Origin of the sequence: Clostridium tetanomorphum (assembly GCF_017873215.1) — a bacterium.
In the GTDB taxonomy this organism is placed as follows: domain Bacteria; phylum Bacillota; class Clostridia; order Clostridiales; family Clostridiaceae; genus Clostridium_AO; species Clostridium_AO tetanomorphum.
The window spans coordinates 53,127-75,686 of record NZ_JAGGKA010000016.1 but is presented as its reverse complement, the minus strand read 5'-3'; the positions used below and the strand labels follow the sequence as shown (position 1 = coordinate 75,686).

At 29.2% G+C, this 22,560-nt stretch carries 19 protein-coding genes and 1 other annotated feature; of the genes, 1 reads left to right on the top strand and 18 read right to left on the bottom strand.

From position 1 onward, the window contains the following. Positions 1-56: 56 nt before the first annotated feature. A complete protein-coding gene (locus J2Z24_RS15010) occupies positions 57-1,337 on the bottom strand; it encodes a glycosyltransferase family 2 protein (protein ID WP_035146023.1) in 1,281 nt (426 codons plus the stop codon). A 399-nt stretch (positions 1,338-1,736) separates the two neighbouring features. Here J2Z24_RS15010 and J2Z24_RS15005 point away from each other — a divergent pair, with 399 nt between their 5' ends. After that, positions 1,737-1,880 (top strand): hypothetical protein, encoded by a 144-nt coding sequence (locus J2Z24_RS15005; RefSeq protein ID WP_156950190.1) that lies wholly within the window; start codon positions 1,737-1,739, stop codon positions 1,878-1,880. Between the two features lie 54 nt (positions 1,881-1,934). Here J2Z24_RS15005 and J2Z24_RS15000 read toward each other — a convergent pair whose 3' ends face one another. From J2Z24_RS15000 to carA, 17 genes are all read right to left on the bottom strand, one after another. Continuing rightward, positions 1,935-2,990, bottom strand: a complete 1,056-nt coding sequence (locus tag J2Z24_RS15000; protein ID WP_035146021.1) for a type IV pilus twitching motility protein PilT — start codon at positions 2,988-2,990, stop codon at positions 1,935-1,937. A gap of 273 nt (positions 2,991-3,263) precedes the next feature. Then, on the bottom strand, positions 3,264-3,962 hold the full coding sequence (sigK, locus tag J2Z24_RS14995) for an RNA polymerase sporulation sigma factor SigK (RefSeq protein WP_035146020.1): 699 nt from the start codon (positions 3,960-3,962) through the stop codon (positions 3,264-3,266). A 130-nt stretch (positions 3,963-4,092) separates the two neighbouring features. Further along, positions 4,093-5,754 (bottom strand): peptidoglycan D,D-transpeptidase FtsI family protein, encoded by a 1,662-nt coding sequence (locus J2Z24_RS14990; protein WP_035146018.1) that lies wholly within the window; start codon positions 5,752-5,754, stop codon positions 4,093-4,095. A gap of 52 nt (positions 5,755-5,806) precedes the next feature. Then, positions 5,807-6,436: a uridine kinase gene (udk, locus tag J2Z24_RS14985; protein ID WP_035146015.1), complete on the bottom strand. Its 630-nt coding sequence runs from the start codon at positions 6,434-6,436 to the stop codon at positions 5,807-5,809. 32 nt (positions 6,437-6,468) lie between these two features. Further along, entirely contained in the window at positions 6,469-7,692 is a 1,224-nt protein-coding gene (locus tag J2Z24_RS14980; protein WP_035146013.1) for a peptidase U32 family protein, read from the bottom strand. Further along, positions 7,685-8,338, bottom strand: a complete 654-nt coding sequence (locus J2Z24_RS14975; protein ID WP_035146010.1) for an O-methyltransferase — start codon at positions 8,336-8,338, stop codon at positions 7,685-7,687. Before J2Z24_RS14975 ends, J2Z24_RS14980 begins: the two co-directional genes overlap by 8 nt. A 51-nt stretch (positions 8,339-8,389) precedes the next feature. Beyond that, on the bottom strand, positions 8,390-9,415 hold the full coding sequence (mltG, locus tag J2Z24_RS14970) for an endolytic transglycosylase MltG (RefSeq protein ID WP_035146007.1): 1,026 nt from the start codon (positions 9,413-9,415) through the stop codon (positions 8,390-8,392). A 22-nt stretch (positions 9,416-9,437) separates the two neighbouring features. Beyond that, on the bottom strand, positions 9,438-11,261 hold the full coding sequence (gene typA, locus J2Z24_RS14965) for a translational GTPase TypA (protein WP_035146005.1): 1,824 nt from the start codon (positions 11,259-11,261) through the stop codon (positions 9,438-9,440). 116 nt (positions 11,262-11,377) lie between these two features. After that, positions 11,378-11,728, bottom strand: a complete 351-nt coding sequence (locus J2Z24_RS14960) for a YlbF family regulator (RefSeq protein ID WP_035146001.1) — start codon at positions 11,726-11,728, stop codon at positions 11,378-11,380. Positions 11,729-11,799: 71 nt separating this feature from the next. Continuing rightward, positions 11,800-13,467, bottom strand: coding sequence for a ribonuclease J (locus tag J2Z24_RS14955; protein ID WP_035145999.1), 1,668 nt, complete (start codon positions 13,465-13,467; stop codon positions 11,800-11,802). 40 nt (positions 13,468-13,507) lie between these two features. Next, a complete protein-coding gene (locus tag J2Z24_RS14950; RefSeq protein ID WP_035145996.1) occupies positions 13,508-13,966 on the bottom strand; it encodes a Fur family transcriptional regulator in 459 nt (152 codons plus the stop codon). A 139-nt stretch (positions 13,967-14,105) separates the two neighbouring features. Then, positions 14,106-14,375 (bottom strand): DUF1292 domain-containing protein, encoded by a 270-nt coding sequence (locus J2Z24_RS14945; RefSeq protein ID WP_035145995.1) that lies wholly within the window; start codon positions 14,373-14,375, stop codon positions 14,106-14,108. Positions 14,376-14,389: 14 nt separating this feature from the next. Further along, positions 14,390-14,800, bottom strand: a complete 411-nt coding sequence (ruvX, locus tag J2Z24_RS14940) for a Holliday junction resolvase RuvX (RefSeq protein ID WP_035145993.1) — start codon at positions 14,798-14,800, stop codon at positions 14,390-14,392. 58 nt (positions 14,801-14,858) lie between these two features. Next, positions 14,859-15,110, bottom strand: coding sequence for an IreB family regulatory phosphoprotein (locus tag J2Z24_RS14935; protein WP_035145990.1), 252 nt, complete (start codon positions 15,108-15,110; stop codon positions 14,859-14,861). Between the two features lie 196 nt (positions 15,111-15,306). Beyond that, complete coding sequence (gene alaS, locus J2Z24_RS14930) at positions 15,307-17,946, bottom strand: alanine--tRNA ligase (protein ID WP_035145988.1); 2,640 nt, start codon at positions 17,944-17,946, stop codon at positions 15,307-15,309. 109 nt (positions 17,947-18,055) lie between these two features. Then, positions 18,056-18,231, bottom strand: a binding site (T-box leader). Positions 18,232-18,294: 63 nt separating this feature from the next. Next, positions 18,295-21,483: a carbamoyl-phosphate synthase (glutamine-hydrolyzing) large subunit gene (gene carB / locus J2Z24_RS14925; RefSeq protein ID WP_035145986.1), complete on the bottom strand. Its 3,189-nt coding sequence runs from the start codon at positions 21,481-21,483 to the stop codon at positions 18,295-18,297. Continuing rightward, positions 21,470-22,552, bottom strand: coding sequence for a glutamine-hydrolyzing carbamoyl-phosphate synthase small subunit (gene carA, locus J2Z24_RS14920; RefSeq protein ID WP_035145983.1), 1,083 nt, complete (start codon positions 22,550-22,552; stop codon positions 21,470-21,472). The genes carB and carA overlap by 14 nt, the downstream gene beginning before the upstream one ends. Positions 22,553-22,560: the final 8 nt, after the last annotated feature.

Below are 22,560 nucleotides of genomic sequence, written 5' to 3'. Positions count from 1 at the left end.
AATATTCATACCTTACACAAAAAAAGAAAGATTAAAAATCTTTCTTTTATCATACCCTAATTAGCTTTTTCAAGTTCACTTATATCTACATTTCTTGTATGCAAAGTATGACTCCATTCTTTATCGTTCTTATGTATTATGCCTTGAATTGATATTGGAAGCCAAGTTATAGCATAAATAGGATAAATAATATAGTACCAAAAAATCTTTAAATCTAATTTTTTTTCTAATATTAGTATAAATGGTGTATAAATAAACTGCAATATTGAAATTAAAATTCCTGCGAAAGTAATCATATTAAAATTCATAGAATATAAAGATATATAGTTACCTAAGTTTGATACAGTATCATATGCTTTAATTACATAATTAGAAGCTCCTATAATCATAGAAATCCCAAATAGAATTATCACAATTGGTTGTATACTATATAAAGCACAATCCAAAGCTGTAAAGCTAAAAGATTTTATTGATTTTTTTATAAGTTTAAAGAAATATCTATGTGCTACATCTGCAAATCCTTGCATCCATCTTCTTCTTTGAAACCAAGATTGATTTAAGGTTAGCGGCTTTTCATCATATATTATAGCATCATGGGCCCATCCAACTTTATGTCCATTTAAAACCAACTTACAAGTAAATTCTAAATCCTCAGTAAGACAGGTTGCACCCCATCCTATTTCCTTCAATATCTTGGTATCTATACAGAATCCTGTTCCACCTAGTTGATTTGATAATCCCAAATTACTTCTAGATAATTGAAACATTCTATTAGACGTCCAAAAAGATATAGAATAGCTTCCAGTTATCCAAGTATCTTGAGGATTTTTACTATCTAGATATCCTTGAACAACTTTGTATCCTTCGCACATTTTTTTATTCATCTCTTTTAAAAAATTCTTATGTACTAAATTATCTGCATCAAAAACAGCTACTGCATCATATTTTTTTTCCATATTGAAGATTTTGTCAAACATCCATTCTAATGCATAACCTTTACCTCTCTTCTCTTTATTAAATCTTTCATATACTATTGCACCTTTTTGTTCAGCCTTTAGAGCTGTCTTATCAGTGCAGTTATCTGCAATAACATAAATATCATATAATTCTTCCGGGTAATCTAATCCCTTTAAACTTTGAACTATATTTGCAATTACAATTTCTTCATTATGAGCTGCTACAATTAATGCAAAACTTTTTTTTGGCTCTACGACATTATTATCTTGTTTCTTCCATATACCAAAAAATGAAATACATAAATAATACATTGAAACAATAAATACTACTATGGTAACGACACGGGAAATTTCATGTATTATATTACCCAATATTTCCACTTTAACTCCCCCCTAATTCACAGTTATTTTAGCATAAATAATTCATAATTACTATAGACTTAATGTAAATATTTTAAATATTTTATGTGTAATTATAATAAAGCATAAAATTAAGATTGTCATAGAAAAACTACAATATATAAATTTATTTATGTATATACTAATATACATCTTTATAATTATAAATTTTGAATTTTTATTGTCTTTGTATTTATTCTGCACACATGATATAATATAGATATTAATACTTATTAAAATCTAAAGCAGCTCAAAGGGGGTAGAGCCTTATGAGGCGCTACGAGCGAATCTATTATATTGATCTAAGAAGGCTTCATAAAAAAGACGAATCTTTCTGGTAAATCCTTTTTAATTTTAACCAAAATTAAAGGAGGATTTATTATGAAATCTAACGAATCAAAAAATAATTCAAAAATTTCTTCTGTGGATAGTAAGAATAAAACTGAAAAAAAGGATACAAAATTAAATATACCTTTACTATCAAATCAATTTTGTATGAAAATGTTTGACTATATGATATTCTAAATAACTATGTAAAAAGGGATCTCTTTGATCCCTTTTTACCTTTTACCTGCAAAATTATAATGAAATTATCCTAGTTAACATCTCTTTATCTACTGAATAAGTCATAGCATCTTCATAAGAAATTAGTTCCTTTTTATATAATTCTGCTAAGCACATGTCCATAGTCTTCATACCATGTTTTGCTCCTGTTTGTATGGAAGATTCTATCTGATGAGTTTTTCCTTCTCTAATCATATTCTGAATAGCTGGAGTAGACACCATTACCTCAAGGGCTGCTACTCTTCCATTACCATCTATTTTAGGAATTAACTGCTGTGATATCACTCCCTTTAACACAGCTGCTAATTGAACTTTTATTTGTTGCTGTTGATATGGAGGAAATACATCTATGATCCTATCAACAGTCTTTGCTGCACCTATAGTATGTAATGTAGAAAATACTAAATGCCCTGTTTCTGCAGCTGTTATAGCTACAGAAATTGTCTCCAAATCCCTCATCTCTCCAACCAAAATAACATCTGGATCTTCTCTTAAAACGGATTTTAATGCATTAGCATAACTTTTCGTATCCTTTCCTATTTCTCTTTGATTTATTATAGATTTATTGTGCTTATGCAAATATTCTATAGGATCTTCTAAAGTTACTATATGAGCAGCCCTATTAGCATTTATTTCATTTATCATTGCAGCTAAAGTTGTACTTTTACCACTGCCAGTAGGACCTGTAACGATTACTAATCCTCTTTGCTTAGATGTTAATTCTTTTATTATTGGTGGAAAATTTAAATCACTCAAAGTTGGAACCTTTAATCCTACCACTCTAATTGCTACAGCATCGCTTCCTCTTTGTTTAAATATATTTACTCTAAATCTCCCAAGTCCCGATACAGAAAAAGAAGTATCCATTTCACCTTTAGAACAATATTCTTCATACAAATCCCCTAATATTTTTCTCGCATATTTTTCTGTATCAATAGGAGTTAATTTTTCACTACTTATATTAGTTAATTGTCCATTTACTCTTATAGTAGGTGATATTCCAACTGTAAGATGTAAATCTGATGCCTTTTCTTTTATTGTAGTTTCTAGTAACGTATTTAATTCTATCAATTTCTTTCTCCTCTCTCTTTTGTAAATAATTTAAACCTTACTTCCTCTAATCATTTGTCTCTCTCATATTTAATACTGTTCCTTATAAAATAAAATTAGATTATATCTATCTAAACTATAAAACATACTTTAACTCACTATATTATTAATTCGTGAATTATTTATAAAATTTAATAGTTTTTCCTTAATATTAAAGAGTTTCTAAAAAAGAGGATTAAATGTACTATTATAAGCTTATTTTACTATAAAATTCCTACGATTTCAAAATATATATTAAATTTTACCATTCATTTCTTTATATAATTTTTTTAATGCCCTTTTTTCTATCCTAGATACATATGATCTAGAGATGCCGAGTAATGATGCTATTTCTCTTTGAGTTTTCGCCTTTCCATCGACTAATCCATATCTCATCTCTATAACCGCTCTTTCTCTTTCTTGAAGAGAATTGCCGATTTTTTTGTATAATTTTTTTACTTGTATTTTATTTTCTACTATTTCTATTATTGAGTCTTCATCACTGCTTAACACATCCATTAGAGATATTTCATTGCCCTCCTTATCCACTCCGATTGGATCTTGAAGGTATACTTCTCCCTTTGTCTTTTTATTATTTCTTATAAGCATTAATATTTCATTTTCTATACATTTTGCTGCATAAGTAGCAAGCCTAGTTCCTTTATCTATGTTAAAAGAATCTATAGCTTTGATCAATCCAACAGTGCCAATTGATATTAAATCATCCACATCTTTTCCTGGATAGGAATATTTCTTTACTATATGAGCTACTAATCTTAAATTTCTTTCAACCAGTATATTTTTTGCTAATGCATCTCCTTCCTTTAATTTTGTTAAATAATATTTTTCTTCTTCTTCATCTAAAGGTTGTGGAAAAGAATTGCTTCCCGTCACATAGGCAGTTAAAAATATACTATCTCCAAATATATTTAATAAGCAATTAACTAAGAACACATTTGTCCCTCCAAATAGTGCTTATTAATATACTATGAAAATAGCTTGTATTTGTTTCCTATAAAAATAACATTTTTTTAATACATCCTAAATTAAAATAATTATATGATTTCACTATTATTAATACATTTTACTCTCCCTTGTATTTTATAACTTTTTCTACTACATCTTTAAATATAGGAGCTGCAGTATTTCCTCCCCCTTCAGTATTTTTGTCTATATTTTTTACAAAAACAATAGCAGAATAATATTTATCCTTTGCTTTAAAATATCCAATAAACCAACCATCTGAATATTCCTTTTTTTCTTCATTATTGTCCTTACTCTTTATAACCTCAATACGCTCTGTAGAACCAGTCTTACCTCCCATCTCTAATCCCTTTACCTTAGCTAATCTTCCTGTACCTCTTTCTACAACTTCTTTCATTATATCTTTTATTGTATTAACAGTATAAGGAGAAATTACTTTACTTTCTTCTACTCCTATGGTTTGTAATTCTTTGTTATCTTTATCAACATAAGCATCAATAATCTGAGGTTTTACATAATTACCATTATTAATTACTGTATTCACAATACCTATAGCTTCTATTGGCGTTATTCTTATATTTTGCCCTATAGAAGTTATTCCTAAGCTTCCATCCTCTGCTTTAGGATTTTTTATTCCTAATTCTCCACTTTGTTCTCTATCAAAACCTATTGCTTTTTTAAAAAGTCCTTGCTTTTCACATAATTCATAAATTTTAGGAAATCCGGCCTTTATGCCTAATTGAGAATATATATCATTGCAAGATACAACAAAAGCTTCTTTTACACTTAATTCTCCATGTCCTTTTTCCCTTTTATTCTTTTTGTTCTCATGAGTTCCATTGCATTTAAATTTGGTAGAAGTAGAAATATTGCCCTGTTCCAAGACTCCTTCTAATACTATAGTCTTAAATATAGACCCTGGAAAAAATCCATTGAGTGTTTCCGCTCCAATATTTATATTAGGAAGGGTATCATCTTTTTGAACCATAGCTTTTATTTTACCACTATTGCTATCCATAACTATTACTCCAACTTGTTCATATTTATTATATTTATTTTGTAATATATCTTTTATATCATCTTGAAGTTGCTTATCTATGGTTAGACGAAGATTTTTATTGTTATTTGGAACCTGGTCTTCATTTCTTTTAATATTTCCATCTATATCTACATTAAAATCTACTGAAGGTGCCTTATTGTCTTTGAATTTATTATATATGTACATCTCTATGGAATCCTTATGTTTATATGAGTTATCATTAGAACTTTTAGGATTTGTGATTAAATTTTCTATTCCCCAGGCTTCCTCTCTATTTACTTTTGAACATTCAAAAGTATAAAATCCTTTTATTCCTTTTAAATCTTTTAATTTTTCAAAAGTTTGTTTATCTATATCAAAATATAATTTTTCACTACTATTTAAGTATTTTTTATCTGTAAGGTCATATTTACTATTATAACTTTTTAGTATATATAATAATTTTAGAAACTCTTCATAATCTGTATCCATGTTATTTTTAATAAAAACATTAGGTACAATTACAGCTTTATACTCTTTATCATATTTAAGAAGATTATCTCCATTACAATCTAATAATTTATAGTTTAAATCTTCTGTACTTTCTTTATACATATACTGTGAATCAGCAATAACACTTAATTCGTCAGCCTGATTATACTGAATATTTATAATCCTTAAATATATGACAAAAAAGCAAAATATAAAAACAAGTAATAATATATTACATCTTACTCTTTTCATAAAAACACCTCACTTTCAACTTTAAGTTTAGCCAAAGTGAGGTATTTTATTCCTATTCTTCTGTATATTGAATCATTTGTTTTATATTTCCTACTATTACATCAATAGCCACTTTGTTGTGACCACCTTCTGGTATTATGATATCTGCATATCTTTTACTTGGTTCTATAAATTGCATATGCATAGGTCTTACTACATTTAAATACTGATTAATAACAGACTCTACAGTTCTTCCTCTTTCATTTATATCTCTTACTAATCTTCTTATTATTCTTACATCTGCATCTGTATCTACATATATCTTTATGTCTAATAAATCTCTTAAATTTTTCTCTTCCAATACTAGTATTCCTTCAACAATTATTATATCCCTTGATTGTACTTTAACAGTTTCTTTCTTTCTATTATGTTCTTCAAAATCATATATTGGCTTTTCTATATTTTCACCTTTTAAAAGCATTTTTAAATGTTCTACTAAAAGTTCAGTATCAAAAGCATCTGGATGATCATAATTTGTCTTAATTCTATCTTGAAAGGCTAAATGGCTTTGATCCTTATAATAAGAATCTTGCTCTATCATAGCTAAACAATCTTCATTAAATCTTTTATATATTTCTTTAGCTATAGTACTTTTCCCGGAGCCTGTTCCACCTGTTATACCTATTAGAATTGGACGCCTCATATTTTTTGTTTTTTCCCCCTTAAACTTGTAGATTATTTACCTTTACTCTTAATTAACATATCGTTTTCTTTAAGTTCTTCCTCTACATAAGCTGTATAAATCATCTGAGCTACAGGAGTGGCTTCTATTTTGTTACCACCTTTATCCTTTATGTTGTTAAGCTTAACTTCAAAGTTCTTTCCTACAGGTCGTAAAATTTCTACAGTGTCACCTTCAAAAATCTTGTTCCTCTGCTCTATAGTAGCTTCTTTTAAGTCTTTATTATAGCTTCTAACTATACCTACTATATCATAATCCCTAATATAAGATGAGTTTTCATATATTTGACTTTCCCTGTCCTTAAAATAAAATCCTGTGTAATAAGCTCTATGACTTGTTTTTAGTAAATTATCCATCCATTCACTTTTAAAAATATATTTTTGGGGATTTTCAAAATAGCTATCTAATGCTTCTCTATAAGACTTTACAACTGAAGCTACATAATAAGCACTTTTCATTCTTCCCTCTATTTTAAAAGAATTTATTCCACTCTCAACCAATTGTGGTATATGATTTATCATACATAAATCCTTTGAGTTAAATATATAAGTACCCTTTTCATCTTCTATCACTGGAAAATATTGATCTGGTCTTTTTTCTTCCATTAAATAATATTTATATCTACAAGGTTGAGCACATTCACCCCTATTAGAATCTCTTCCTGTCATATAATTAGATAACAAACATCTTCCGGAGTATGACATACACATTGAACCATGAACAAACGCTTCTATATCACAATCCTCTGGAATATTTTCCCTCATTTCTTTAATCTCTTCTAAAGACATTTCTCTGGCAAGAACTATTCTCTTTACGCCTTGCTTATACCAAAATAAGGCTGATTTCCAGTTTACATTATTGGCTTGAGTACTTAAATGCAACTCTAAATTTGGTACAACTTCTCTTGCAGTCATAATTATACCTGGATCTGATACTATTATGGCATCAACTTTTAAATTATATAGCTTAATTAAATAATCTTCCAATCCTTCTAAATCTTCATTGTGAGGAAAAACATTTAAAGTAACATATACCTTTTTTCCTCTATTATGAGCAAATTCTATACCTTCCTTTAATTCTTCATCTGTAAAGTTATCTGCAAAAGCTCTTAGGTTTAGCTTACTTCCTCCAAGATATACTGCGTCTGCTCCAAAAATTATAGCTGTTTTCAATTTTTCCAAATTCCCTGCTGGTGCTAATATTTCTGGCTTATTCATCCCTATTCCTCCTTGTAGTAACTGCTATTCCATCCCCCATTGGAATTACTGAAGTAATAAATTCCTCATCTGATACCATCTCTAAAAATTTTCTCATTCTTTTTACAATGGTTATCTTTCTCCTCTTAACTAATTCATCTGACGCTATCATTCCTCTAAAAAGTACATTGTCTGATATAATAATACCATCTTCTTCTAATAACCTTAAACAATGTGGAAGAAAGTGGTTGTAATGTCCTTTCCCTGCATCCATAAAGATAAGATCAAATTTTTCCTGTAAATTCTCCAGCACTTCTAAACAATCGCCTTCTACTATTTTTATTTTTTCTTCAAATTTGTATTTACTGATATTTTCTTTTGCTATAGAAATCATTTGCTTATCTCTTTCCACAGTTACAATTTCACATTTTTCTCTAGAAGCCGTTTCCATTAAAATAGCTGAATATCCTATGGCTGTTCCTAATTCTAATATCTTCTTTGGCTTCTTTATATTTATCATAAGCTCCAGAAATTTTCCAACTTCTTTATGTATTATTGGAACATTATTCTTATGAGCATACTCTTCTAATTCCATTAATATCGGATCATTTTCCTTTATAAGCCCTCTAATATACTCCTCCATATAATCATAAGTAATACCGCTCATTACAACCTCCTGGTTTGTTTAAAATAAAACTCAGCTAACATTCTAATAAAACTAATTACCTTGAGTTTTTTCCTTTACTTTTAAAAACTCATTATAATTATTAGTAAAAAAATGAGTTCCATTATTATAAGATACAAAGTACAAATAATCTGTTTTATCCGGTTTTATAGCTGCTTCAATAGAAGGTAACCCAGGACTACATATTGGTCCTGGGGGAAAGCCCTTAACAATATAAGTATTATATGGAGAATTCACTTCTAAATCTCTATAATATAACTTATCTTTGTGTTTTCCTAAAGCATAAAGTACTGTAGCACAAGATTCCATCTTCATATTCTTATTTATCCTATTATAGAAAACAGAAGCTACTTTTCCTCTCTCTTCATCTCTTTCAGCTTCTCTTTCAACCATTGAAGCTAATGTTATTATTGAATCAAGATCATTATCATCTATATTGTACTTACTTCTCAATTCATTTATTCCTCTGTTAAATCTGTTGTACATTACATTTATTATATCTTTTCCCTTCATACCCTTTATAAATTCATAAGTATCAGGAAAAAGATATCCCTCTAATACGTACTTTCTATTATGAATACTTTTATGAATACTTTTTATATATTTTGGTTTAGGATATTGTCTACAGCTTTGTAAAAATTCTTCTTTGCTTATAATACCATTTTTTTGAAGAATAATTGCAATTTTATCTATATCATATCCTTCTGGAATAGTAACCTTAACTAAATTTTTATTAAAAATACCCTTATTTAAAGCATTAACAAGTTCACTTAAATTTATATCAGAACTTAATTGATACCTTCCCGGTTTTATAGTAGTTTCTAGTCCATTTCTTTTTATATATAACTTTGCTATATATAAATTCTTTATTTCATTATTGCTTTTAAGGGAATTCAATACTTTATATAAACTATCTCCATTTTTCACATCAAATTCTATTTCTTTTTCTTTTGCCTTAAATGGATGATTTACAATATTTCTATAATAAAAGGTTACAGATACACTTACAAGTACAATTACAATAAAAAATCTTACAAGAATTCCTTTTCCCTTTTTCATAGCCCCTCCGTAAATTTAAAATTTACTTTTTTCTATTTGCTTTTTTTCTTAACTCTGAATTTAATATTCTCTTTCTCATTCTAATATTTTTAGGAGTAACCTCTACTAACTCATCTGACGCAATAAACTCAAGACATTGTTCTAATGACATTGGAGTTATTGGAGTTAATTTTAAGGCATCATCTGAACCTGAAGCTCTTGTATTTGATAGATGTTTTTTCTTACATACATTAACTTCTATATCGTCTGCTCTTGAACATTCTCCTGCTAACATTCCTTCATAAACTTCAGTTCCCGGTCCTATAAATAAAGTTCCTCTTTCTTGAGCATTAAATAATCCATAAGTTACTGCTGTACCTGATTCAAATACTACTAGAGATCCTCTACTTCTTTCTGGAATATCGCCTTTATATGCTTCATAACCTTCAAATATATGGTTCATTATACCATTTCCCTTTGTGTCAGTCATAAATTCATTTCTAAAGCCTATAAGTCCTCTTGCTGGAACTGTAAATTCTAATCTAGTATAACCATTTACTGCTGAAGTCATATTAACCATTTCAGCCTTTCTTGGTCCTAACTTTTCCATTACAACCCCCATAAATTCTTCTGGTACATCAATTGTCAAATATTCCATAGGTTCCAACTTTTTGCCATCCACTTCCTTAAATATTACACTAGGCTTTGATACTTGAAATTCATATCCTTCTCTTCTCATAGTTTCTATAAGAATTGATAAATGTAATTCTCCTCTACCACTTACCTTAAAGCAATCTGCTGAATCTGTTTCTTCTACTTTTAAACTTACATTAGTTTCAAGTTCTTTTTGAAGTCTATCTCTTAAGTGTCTTGAAGTTACAAAATCTCCTTCTTTTCCTGCAAAAGGTGAATCATTTACCATAAAGTACATACTTAATGTAGGTTCATCTATGTCTACAAATGGAAGCGCTTCTGGATTACTGCTGTCTGCTAAAGTTTCTCCTATATTTATGTCTGAAATACCTGCTACAGCTACTATGTCTCCAAGCTTTGCTTCTTCTGTTTCTTCTCTTTTTAGTCCGTTATAAATGTATAAGCTACTTACTTTAACATTTTCTACTTTTCCATCTTTTCTTATAAGAGCTACTTGCTGATTCTTTTTAATAGTTCCTCTTTCTATTTTACCTATAGCTATTCTTCCTACATATTCATTAGAATCTATAGTTGTAACTAACATTTGAAGAGGTTGATCAATATATCCTTCCGGTGCTTTTACATTTTTTATTATAACATCAAATAAAGGATCCATGTTAGTACTTTCTTCTTCAATTTCTCTTTTAGCTATACCCTGTTTTGCTGAACAATAAGCAATTGGGAAATCTAGCTGTTCATCTGAAGCACCTAATTCTACAAATAAATCAAATACTTCATCTAAAACTTCTTCTGCTCTAGCATCAGGTTTATCTATCTTATTTATAACTACTATTGGTTTTAAATCTAATTCTAAAGCCTTCTTCAAAACAAATTTTGTCTGTGGCATTGGTCCTTCATAGGAGTCTACTACAAGTAAAACACTATCTACCATTTTTAAAACACGTTCTACTTCTCCACCAAAATCAGCATGACCTGGAGTATCAACTATATTAATTCTTACTCCATTATGCATAACTGAAGTATTTTTAGAAAGAATAGTTATTCCTCTTTCTTTTTCTAAATCATTTGAATCCATAACTCTTTCCTGTACTCTTTCATTTTCTCTAAATACATGGCTTTGTTTAAGCATAGCATCTACTAATGTTGTCTTACCATGGTCAACGTGAGCTATTATTGCTATATTTCTTATATCATTTCTTGTAAATAAATTCATTTTATTTCCCCCAATATTGAAATTTTTCTCAAAAAAATTGGATACCTAGCAGTACCCAATTCAAGCTATTATATTCATTCTAATATTACCATCGTAAAAAGTCAACTTATGTAAAATTATTTACCTATTCCGAAAGTTAAATCAATATCTATAGCTTCATTCAAAATCTTAATTATATCTTCCCAAATCACTCGAAATCTCATTTCCACTTGAAAATAAGCATTTATCTCAGGATTCATAGAAATAATTGAACTTAAATTCTTCAATTTTCCTTCCATTTTCTTGGATAATTTACCATTAGTAACTTGTTCAGAATAAGCTTCATACTGCAATTTTCTGAAATCATTCAACATTTTTTTATTTAAATCATTTTTATTAATTTTTTTGCTAACATTATTTAATTGAATAACCTCTTCTGATTCCTTTAAAGCTTTACCTAATTCATGTGCTTTATCATATAGATTCATGAAAAAACTTCTTTATTTCAATGAAGAATTAAGAATGAATATTTATTTACTCTTAATTCTTCACTAATATTCTAAATCTCCATAATAATAGGAAGTATCATAGGCTTTCTCTTTGTTCTTTCATATAAGAACATTCTTAAACAATCTTTAATATTTGACTTTATGGCCGCCCATTCAGTTATATGTTTTTCTTCACATTCTTTAAGAGCGTCTCTTACTATGTTTCTTGCTTCTTCCATTAAATCCTCTGATTCTCTTACATATACAAAACCTCTAGAAATTATATCTGGTCCTGCTATAACAGTACCAGATTCTTTTTCAATAGTAACAACTACTGTTAGTATTCCATCTTGAGAAAGATGCTTTCTATCTCTTAATACAATATTACCAACATCTCCTACACCCAAACCATCTACAAATACTTGACCTGATGTAACTACTCCATTTTTTCTAATGAAATCTCTGTTTACTTCTATTACATCTCCATTGTCAGCAATTATTACATTCTTAGAAGGCAATCCTAGTTTTACAGCCAATTCTCCATGTTGTTTCAAATGTCTATATTCCCCATGTACTGGAATAAAAAATCTTGGTTTAACAAGAGTGTGCATTAATTTAAGCTCTTCCTTACAAGCATGACCGGATACATGAATGTCAGCTAGAGCCTCATAAATAACTTCAGCACCCTTTTTAAACAATTGATTTATAACTCTTGATATTAATTTTTCATTTCCTGGAATTGGAGTAGCTGAAATTATAACCGTATCTCCTGGCACAATACTTACTTTTTTATGTTCAGAAGTAGCCATTCTAGATAAAGCTGACATAGGTTCCCCCTGGCTTCCTGTTGTTATTATAACTATTTTATTCTCAGGGTATTTATTTATTAGGTCAATATCTATAAACATTTCATTTTTGGCATCGATATATCCCAATTCCTTTGCAACTTCTACAATATTCTCCATACTTCTTCCTGAGAAAGCAACTTTTCTCCCATACTTTTCTGCTGCACTTATTATCTGCTGTATTCTATGTATGTGGGATGCAAAAGTGGCTACAATTATTCTTCCTGTTGCTATAGCAAAAATTTCCTCAAAAGCTTCTCCCACAGTACTTTCTGACATAGTGTATCCTTCTCTTTCTACATTTGTACTATCAGCCAGCATTAGTATGACGCCTCTCTTGCCAAGTTCTGCAAATCTAGCTAAATCCGCTACACAACCATCTATTGGAGTATAATCGATTTTAAAATCGCCGGTATGAAGCACTACTCCCATTGGAGTGTGTATTGCGATAGCTACTGAGTCTGCTATACTGTGGCTAGTTCTTATGAATTCTACTGATGTATTATCTAGTTTTATAATGTCTCTAGATTTTATACAATTTAATTCTACAGAACTCAGTAAATTATGCTCTTTCAACTTAGTTTGAAGAATACCTAAGGTAAGTTTAGTACCGTAAACTGGTACATTCAATTCTTTTAACACATACGGAAGCGCTCCTATATGGTCCTCATGACCATGTGTTAGAAATATTCCTTTTACTCTTTCTCTATTTTTTATTAAATAATTAATATCTGGTATTACTACATCAATTCCCAGCATTTCTTCATCAGGAAATTTTAGCCCACAATCAATGACTATAATATCATTTTTATATTCAATAACTGTTAGGTTCTTTCCGATTTCGTTTATTCCACCTAGTGGAATAACTTTTATTTTGTCCCTTTCTTTTCTCAATTTCTCCCCTCCTTTTTTATTCTTTTACTTTAGGCATCTATTATTTTAACTCGTTAGAGCATTCACTGCATATTCCATAAAACTTTACACTATGATCTTTAATTTTAAATTTATATTTTGTTTCTATATTATTTTCTAATACATCAAGTAAGTCCCCTTCTACTTCTATAACCTTGCCGCATTCAGTACATATAAGATGATGATGCTGATGATTTTCATCTTGATGAACTAATTCATATCTACTACATCCATCGTTTAAATCTAATTTTGTTATTATGCCCATCTCTTCCAGTAAAAGCACTGTTCTATAAACTGTTGCTAACCCTATTTCCGGGCATTCCTTTTTTACCAAATTATATAGTTCTTCTGTAGTTAAATGACTTCCTTGATTCTTAATGATTATATCTACAATTGCTCTTCTTTGAGGAGTAAGTTTATATCCTTTTTCTTTTAAAGAATCTTTTAATTTTTCTATTTCTTCATAAGAAAGCTTTCCCATACGGATACCTCATTTCATATAATATTAAAATTGATACACCTAATTATAACTGTAACATCAAAATATTGTCAATTGATAATCATTAATAATAAAAATAATAAAAGCTATGTATAGGTAACATAGCTTTTACATTATATACTTAGTTTAATTCGCTATCTTCTTCAGCAAATAAAGTTTCATATGCCTCAGTAACAATGGCAAACTCCTGATCATCATCTACTGTAACCAATACATCATTTCCATCTTCATCTTTATCTATTCTTAAGGCTATTGCCTCATCTGTGTCTTCATGTTTTGGTGTTACTATTACATATTCTTTATCTTCTATATCCATCTTAGTAACCACATTAAATTCTATTTCTTCACCATCTTCATCTGTTAATACAATGGACGTAATATCATTTTCCATATTTTATCACCTCTTTAATAAATACTATCTAAATACCCTTGCAATATATATGTAGCTGCAATTTTATCTACTATCTTTTTACGCTTCGAACGAGATAAATCTGCTTCAAGCATAGCTTTATGTGCAGCCACAGTAGTAAGTCTTTCATCCCACATTATTATTTCTAAGGGAATTCTCTCTTTTAAAATATCACAAAACTCCAAAACTTTTTCGCTTTGTGGTCCCATAGTACCATTCATATTTTTAGGTAATCCTGCAACTATTTTTTCCACTCCATATTGAGCACATATATTTTTTAATTCTTCTAAATCATTTTCTATACCTTTTCTTCTTATAGTAGTTATTCCTTGAGCTGTTAATCCCAACGGGTCACTTAAAGCAACCCCAATAGTCCTATCTCCTATATCTAGTCCTAATATTCTCATTATCTTCTCCTTTTATTATGCTCAATTTAAAAGTAAAAATGCCCTTAAGGGCATTTTTTTACTTTATCCCTAAATAGTTTTTTATTACTTCTTCTAAAATCTCATCTCTCTCTAATTTTCTAACTAAAGCTCTTGCTCCATTAAAATTTGTAATATATGTAGGATCTCCTGAAATTAAATATCCTACCATTTGATTAACAGGATTATATCCTTTTTCTTTTAAGGAGTCATAAACTTGAGTAAGAATTTCCTTAGTTAAATCCTTTTTACTCTTCAATACATCAAATTGTATAGTATTATCATTCCCCATTATTTCTTCACCCCACTGTTCCATATTATATAGATTACAGTTGAGAGTTAAGGGACCACTATAACTCTCATACTTTTCCTTTTTTTAAACTTTCTAGTTAAATTTATATATAATATTAATAATTTTTCTTAAAATTTAAATGCTATATAAATGTTACCTTTAGTTATATTATAAAACATATTTTATGAATTGTACACTACTTTACTAAAGTTGCCATTATAGACTCAACTTTTCCCATAGCTTCTTCTAATTTTTCTGGAAGTTTTCCTCCTGCTTGAGCCATATCTGGTCTTCCACCGCCGCCACCTCCAGCGATTGTTGCAACTTCTTTTATAATTTTACCACAATGTGCTCCTTTTGATACTGCTTCCTTTGAAGCCATAGCCACAAATTGAACTTTTCCTTCATTAACACTTCCAAGTACAACTAAGCCTTCTCCTATTTTATCGCGAAGTTTATCTGCTAAATCTCTTAATGCATTTCCATCTATATCTTTTAATGCTCCTGTTACCAATTTAACCCCATTTACTTCTTTTATATTGTTTAGCAGCTCATCTTCTGCACCACTAGCAAGTTTAGCTTTTAACTCATTTATTTCTTTATCTTTATTTTTCATCTCAACTATTTGTGAGTTTACTTTATTTATTATATCCTTTTCTCCACATCTTAAAACATCTGCTACATTATTTAATATATTTTCTTTTTCTTCTATATAATTTATAGCATTTACTCCAGTTACTGCCTCAATTCTTCTTATTCCTGCTGCTACCCCAGATTCTGATATTATTTTAAATAATCCTATTTCTCCAGAATTTTTAACATGAGTTCCTCCACAAAGTTCCTTACTAAAGTCACCTATACATACAACTCTAACTTCTTCTGTATACTTATCATCAAATAATGCTGTAGCTCCACTTTTCTTTGCTTCTTCTATATCCATTACTTTTGTCTCTACATTACATACTTCCATTATTTTTTCATTTACTAATCTTTCAACTTCTTTTAATTCTTCTTTAGTCAATCCTTGGAAATGACTAAAATCAAATCTTAGTCTTTCATCATCTACAAAAGATCCTGATTGTGCCACATGTTCTCCTAAAACTGTTTTTAATGCTGTATGTAACATATGAGTTGCAGTATGATTTTTTCTTATTTTATTTCTTCTTAATGCTTCTACTTCTAGAGTAACAGTTTCATCTTTTAATATCTTTCCTTCTATAACTTTTACAAAATGAAGCACTTTTCCAGCTATATTCTTTTTACATCCAGTAACCTGAGCTTTTCCATCTTTGCCAACTATTATCCCAGTATCTCCTATTTGTCCTCCCATTTCTGCATAAAATGGAGTTTTCTCTACTACAACTACGCCTTCTTCTCCTGAATTTAAATAATCAACAAATTCTTCACCATTTACTATTAAACTAACCTTTGAATCTTCTTTTAATGAATCATATCCTACAAATATAGTTTCTAGTTCCTTTGGAAGCTTATTTAATACAGTATCTTCTGCTCCCATATAGTTTGATTCTCCACGAGCTGCTCTAGCTCTTCGTCTCTGCTCTTCCATTTCTTTATTAAAAGCTTTTATATCTACTTCTATATTTTTTTCTTCTAATATTTCTTGAGTTAACTCTAATGGAAAACCATAAGTATCATATAATTTAAAAGCTTTATCTCCCTGAAGAACCTTTTTTCCTTCTTTTTCTAAATCATGTATATATTCATTTAAAATTTGAATTCCACCATCTATAGTTTCAGCAAATCTTTCTTCTTCTAGTTTTATAACTTTCTTTATATACTCTTCTTTTTCTTTTAATTCTGGGTAAGCTTCAGAAGAATTCTTAATTACTACGTCACAAATATTATAAAGGAAAGTATTTTTTATACCCAATAATCTTCCATGTCTTGCCGCTCTTCTAAGCAATCTTCTTAGAACATATCCTCTTCCTTCATTTGAAGGTAATATTCCATCAGAAATCATAAAAGTTACACTTCTTACATGATCAGTTATTACTCTTAAAGATATATCGCTTATTTTATTCTTACCATATTCTACACCTGATACCTTGCTTATTTCATCTAAAATAGCTCTTATAGTATCTACTTCAAATATACTTTGTTTTCCTTGCATTATAGTAGCCATTCTTTCAAGTCCCATTCCTGTATCTATATTAGGATGGGCAAGTCTATTATAATTTCCATCTTCATCTTTATCAAATTGTGTAAATACAAGATTCCAAAATTCAACTACTTTATCTTCATCGCCTGCTTTTACAAATTCCTCTAAAGTAGTTATTTTTCCTGCTCCTCTATCAAAATGTATTTCAGAACATGGTCCACAAGGTCCCTGTCCTATTTCCCAAAAATTATCTTCTTTTCCTAATCTAAATATTCTAGCTGGATCAATGTCTGTAGATTTAGTCCATATTTCATAAGCTTCATCATCATCTAAATAAATAGTTACATATAATTTATCCTTTGGAAGCTTTAATATATCTGTTACAAATTCCCAAGCCCATGGAATAATTTCATTTTTAAAATAATCTCCAAAAGAAAAGTTCCCCAACATTTCAAAAAAGGTACCATGTCTTGAGGTCTTACCTACATTTTCAATATCACCAGTTCTTATACATTTTTGACAAGTAGTAATTCTTTTTTTTGGTGGAGTTTGAACTCCAGTAAAATAAGGTTTAAGTGGTGCCATACCTGCATTTATTAGTAGCAAACTGTTATCATTCTTAGGCACTAGTGGAAAACTTCCTAATCTTAGATGTTCCTTGCTTTCGAAAAATTTTAAATAAGCTTCTCTAATTTCATTTAAGCCCATTTCTTTCATATGTATCTCCTCCATTTTTTAGTCTATTATTTTAAATTGATAGTTTGGGAAATTTTCCCGATATAACTATGCAAAATGTTTTTAAAATCAAAAAGAAGCCTTATTCCCTATAAGGGACGAAAGCTTCTCCGCGGTACCACCCTAATTATATAAGTTGTAAACTTATACCTCTTCTATATTACTTAGCTCCAAAACAGCTTCAATACCATTACCAAGAAGTTTGCACCCACCACTTCCTCTCTAAATGATAATCCTGTATTTACTCCTTTTTTTCATCACTAAAATATTCATTTTGATAAAAATTATAATTTAAAAAAAGATTTATGTCAATATTTAACCTTTTATTAATTACTTTCTATATTCCATTAAGGTGCTACAATTAATACTTTTTTCTTCTCTTTTAACCTGTATTGCTCTAATATAAGCTTTTGCCGTATCTAAAGAAGTAAAAATACTTATATTATTTTCTATGGCTTTTCTTCTTAATTTAAATCCTTTTGTGTTTTTATTATTTCCAACACTTGCAGTATTTATTATTAAATTAAATGCCTTGTTTTTCATATCATTTATGGCTTCTTGTATATCTATTAATTTGCATTTTATTTTATTATAATTTAAATATTCATAAGTTTTATAAGATGCAAATATATTAAATCCTAATTTCTCATATTCTTTAATTATATTAACTCCTTCTTCTTTATCCTTATTATTCAATGATACATACATATTTCCACAACTTATAATATCAGTTCCTGAAGCCTTAAAGGCTTTGTAAATAGCCACATTTAAATCAAAATCTATTCCTAGTACTTCTCCTGTAGACTTCATTTCTGGTCCTAAAGCAATATCCACTCCTGCTAATTTCTTTGTGGAAAATATAGGCATTTTTACTGCATAAAATTTTTCATTTCTATAAATTCCTATAGGATAATTTAATTCTTTTAAGGTTTTTCCAAGCATTATCTCTACAGCTAAATCTACCATAGGTATTCCCGTTATTTTGCTCAATATAGGAACTGTTCTAGATGCTCTAGGATTAACTTCAATTACATAAATTTCCTTACCATCATAAGCATACTGTATATTTATAAGTCCCTTAATATCTAAAGCTTTTGATATTCTCCAAGTATAATATTCAATCTTCTCTAAAACATTATTATCTAAGCTTATAGGTGGATATATACTTATACTATCTCCTGAATGTACTCCTGTTTTTTCTACATGCTCCATAATTCCAGGTATTAAAACATTTTCTCCATCACATATTCCATCAACTTCTATTTCAATTGCTTTTATATATTTATCTATAAGAACAGGATGCTCTTTGGATAAATTCACCTCTTCTTTTAAATATTTATACAAATTTTCTTTATGATAAAATACTTGCATAGCTCTTCCACCTATTACATAGGATGGCCTTACAATTAGAGGGAATCCTATACTTTGTATTAAATTATCCACTTCATCTAAATTTGTTACTGCTGCTCCTATTGGAGTGTTAATTTCTAATTTATTTAAAAAGCTTCTAAACTTATCTCTATCCTCTGCTAAATCTATGGAATCAAAACAGGTTCCTAATATATTTATCCCCTTTGACTTTAGCTTTTTACATAAATTTATAGCAGTTTGCCCTCCGAATTGAACAATTACTCCTTCAACATTTTCTTCTCTTATTACATTCATCACATCATCTATATATAAAGGATCAAAATAAAGTTTATCTGCCACATCAAAATCTGTACTAACTGTTTCTGGATTATTATTGATTATTATAGCTTCATATCCTTCTCTTTTAATCGCCCATACTCCATGAACACAGCAATAATCAAACTCTATACCTTGTCCTATTCTTATAGGCCCTGATCCTATAACTAATATTTTCTTATTTTTAGTTATTATATTATCACTTTCATTATCATAGCATGAATAATAATAAGGTGTATTTGATAAAAACTCTCCGCTACAGGTATCCACCATCTTATATACAGGCTTTATATTATTTACACTTTTAATTTTCTCTAAATTTTCTCTATCTATACCTATTAATTTACATATATATTCATCTGTAAATCCCATAGTTTCTGCTTTATGAATTAAATTTATATTTGGAACATTATTTATAAGCTGTTTTTCCATATTAATAATATTTTCTATTTTATTTAAAAACCATTTATCTATTTTTGTAATTTCATGAATTTCTTCTATTTTTAATCCTTTTCTAATTCCTTCAGCTATAGCAAATAATCTTTCATCATCAGAAAGCTTAATTTTATCTATTATTTCTTCCTCTGAAATAATAGATAAACTCGGCAGACTTAATCCTATAATCTCTCCTTCTAAACTTATAACTCCCTTTAACAGAGCACTTTCAAAGCATCTATCAATAGCCATAACTTCTCCTGTAGCTTTCATCTGAGTTCCTAAAGTTCTATTAGCACTTCTGAACTTATCAAAAGGCCACTTTGGTATTTTAACTACACAATAATCTAGAGCTGGTTCAAAAAATGCACTAGAATTTCCTGTTACATAGTTTTTTAATTCATTTAGACTATATCCCAATGCAATTTTTGCCGCAATCTTTGCAATAGGATAACCTGCTGCTTTTGACGCTAAAGAACTTGACCTACTAACTCTAGGATTTACTTCTATAACTATATATCTATTTTCTTTAGGATGGAGAGCAAACTGAACATTACACCCTCCTTCAATTTTTAAACTTTTAATAATCTTTAGGGATGCATTCCTTAACATTTGATATTCTTCATTACTTAATGTCTGAGATGGAGCTACAACTATGCTATCTCCTGTATGAATACTTACAGGATCTATATTTTCCATATTACAAACCACCATAGAATTATCTTTACCATCTCTTATAACTTCATATTCTATTTCCTTCCATCCACCTACACTTTGTTCTAAAAGAATTTGCCCTATAGGACTTTCCTCTAATCCTTTTTTGCATCCTTTTGTAAGCTCATCATAATTAGATACAATTCCCCCTCCAGTGCCACCTAAAGTAAACGCTGGTCTTATAATAACAGGAAAACCCTCTTTCTCTACAAATCTCTTACACTGTTCCAAATTGTTAGCAATTGTACTTACAGGAATAGGCTCCCCTATTTCTTTCATAAGATTTTTAAATTCTTCTCTATCCTCCGCTTTCTTTATAGCTTCCTCCTTTATTCCTAAAAGCTTTACTCCATATTTGTCTAATATTCCTAAACTTTTTAATTCCATAGCAATGTTTAAAGCTGTTTGTCCTCCAAACCCTGCTAGAATTCCATAAGGCCTTTCTTTTTTCAAAATATTTTCTAAACAGTCAACTGTTAAAGGTTCTATATAAGTTTTATCAGCTATATGTTCATCTGTCATAATAGTAGCCGGATTACTATTTACAAGTATTGTTTCTATTCCTTCTTCCTTAATAGCTTCACAAGCTTGAGTTCCTGAATAATCAAATTCAGCCGCTTGCCCAATTATTATAGGTCCAGAACCTATTATTAAAACTTTATTTATATCTTTATTCAATGGCATTTGTATCATCTCCTAGCATGTTATTAATAAATTCGTCAAATAAATAAGAAGTATCTGTAGGTCCTGGAGCTCCTTCTGGATGAAATTGTACAGAAAAAATAGGAAATTTCTTATGTTTTATTCCTTCAACAGTGTCATCATTTAAATTTACATGGGTAATAATTAAATCTAAGTTATCTAAGCTTTCTTTCTTTACTGCATATCCATGATTTTGTGATGTTATATAAGCTTTATCTTTTTCAATGTTATAAACTCCATGATTGCCACCTCTATGTCCAAATTTCATTTTATAAGTATCTCCACCTAAAGATAAAGTCAATATTTGATGTCCTAAACATATACCAAATATAGGTATTTTACCTATAAATTTTTTCACCACTTCTATACTTTCCTTTAATTCTTTTGGATCTCCTGGTCCATTACTTAATAGAATGCCATTAGGATTAATGCTCATAATTTCTTCATAGGAAGAATTATATGGAAACATAGTAATATCACATTTTCTTTCTACCAAGTTTTTTATTATACTCTTTTTTATACCAAAATCTAATATTGCTACTTTTAATTCTTCTCCCTTTATGTGTCTTACACAATTTATGCTTACTTCTTTAACTAAGTCCTTATTCGATATAGATTTCATTTTTTCTTTTATCTTATAAAGAGGTAAATTTTCATTGGATATGATACATTTCATTGCTCCTAATTCACGTATTTTCTTAGTTATACTTCTGGTATCTACTCCAGATATTCCGACTACCCCCTTTTCCTTTAAGAATTCATCTAAATTTTTCTCACTTAAATGGTTTGAAGGAACATGGCAAATAGATTTTACTATAAGTCCTTTAGCATATACTTTAGAGGATTCGTTATAAATATTATTAACACCATAATTTCCCATAAGCGGATAACACATGCTTATTATTTGCCCAGCATAAGATGGGTCTGTAAGTATCTCTCCATAACCTGTCATAGAAGTATTAAAAACTAGTTCCCCAATAGAGGTGCCTTTTTTTCCTATACCTTCTCCTATATATACCGTTCCATCTTCTAAATAAAGTAATCCGTTCATTTTTATAC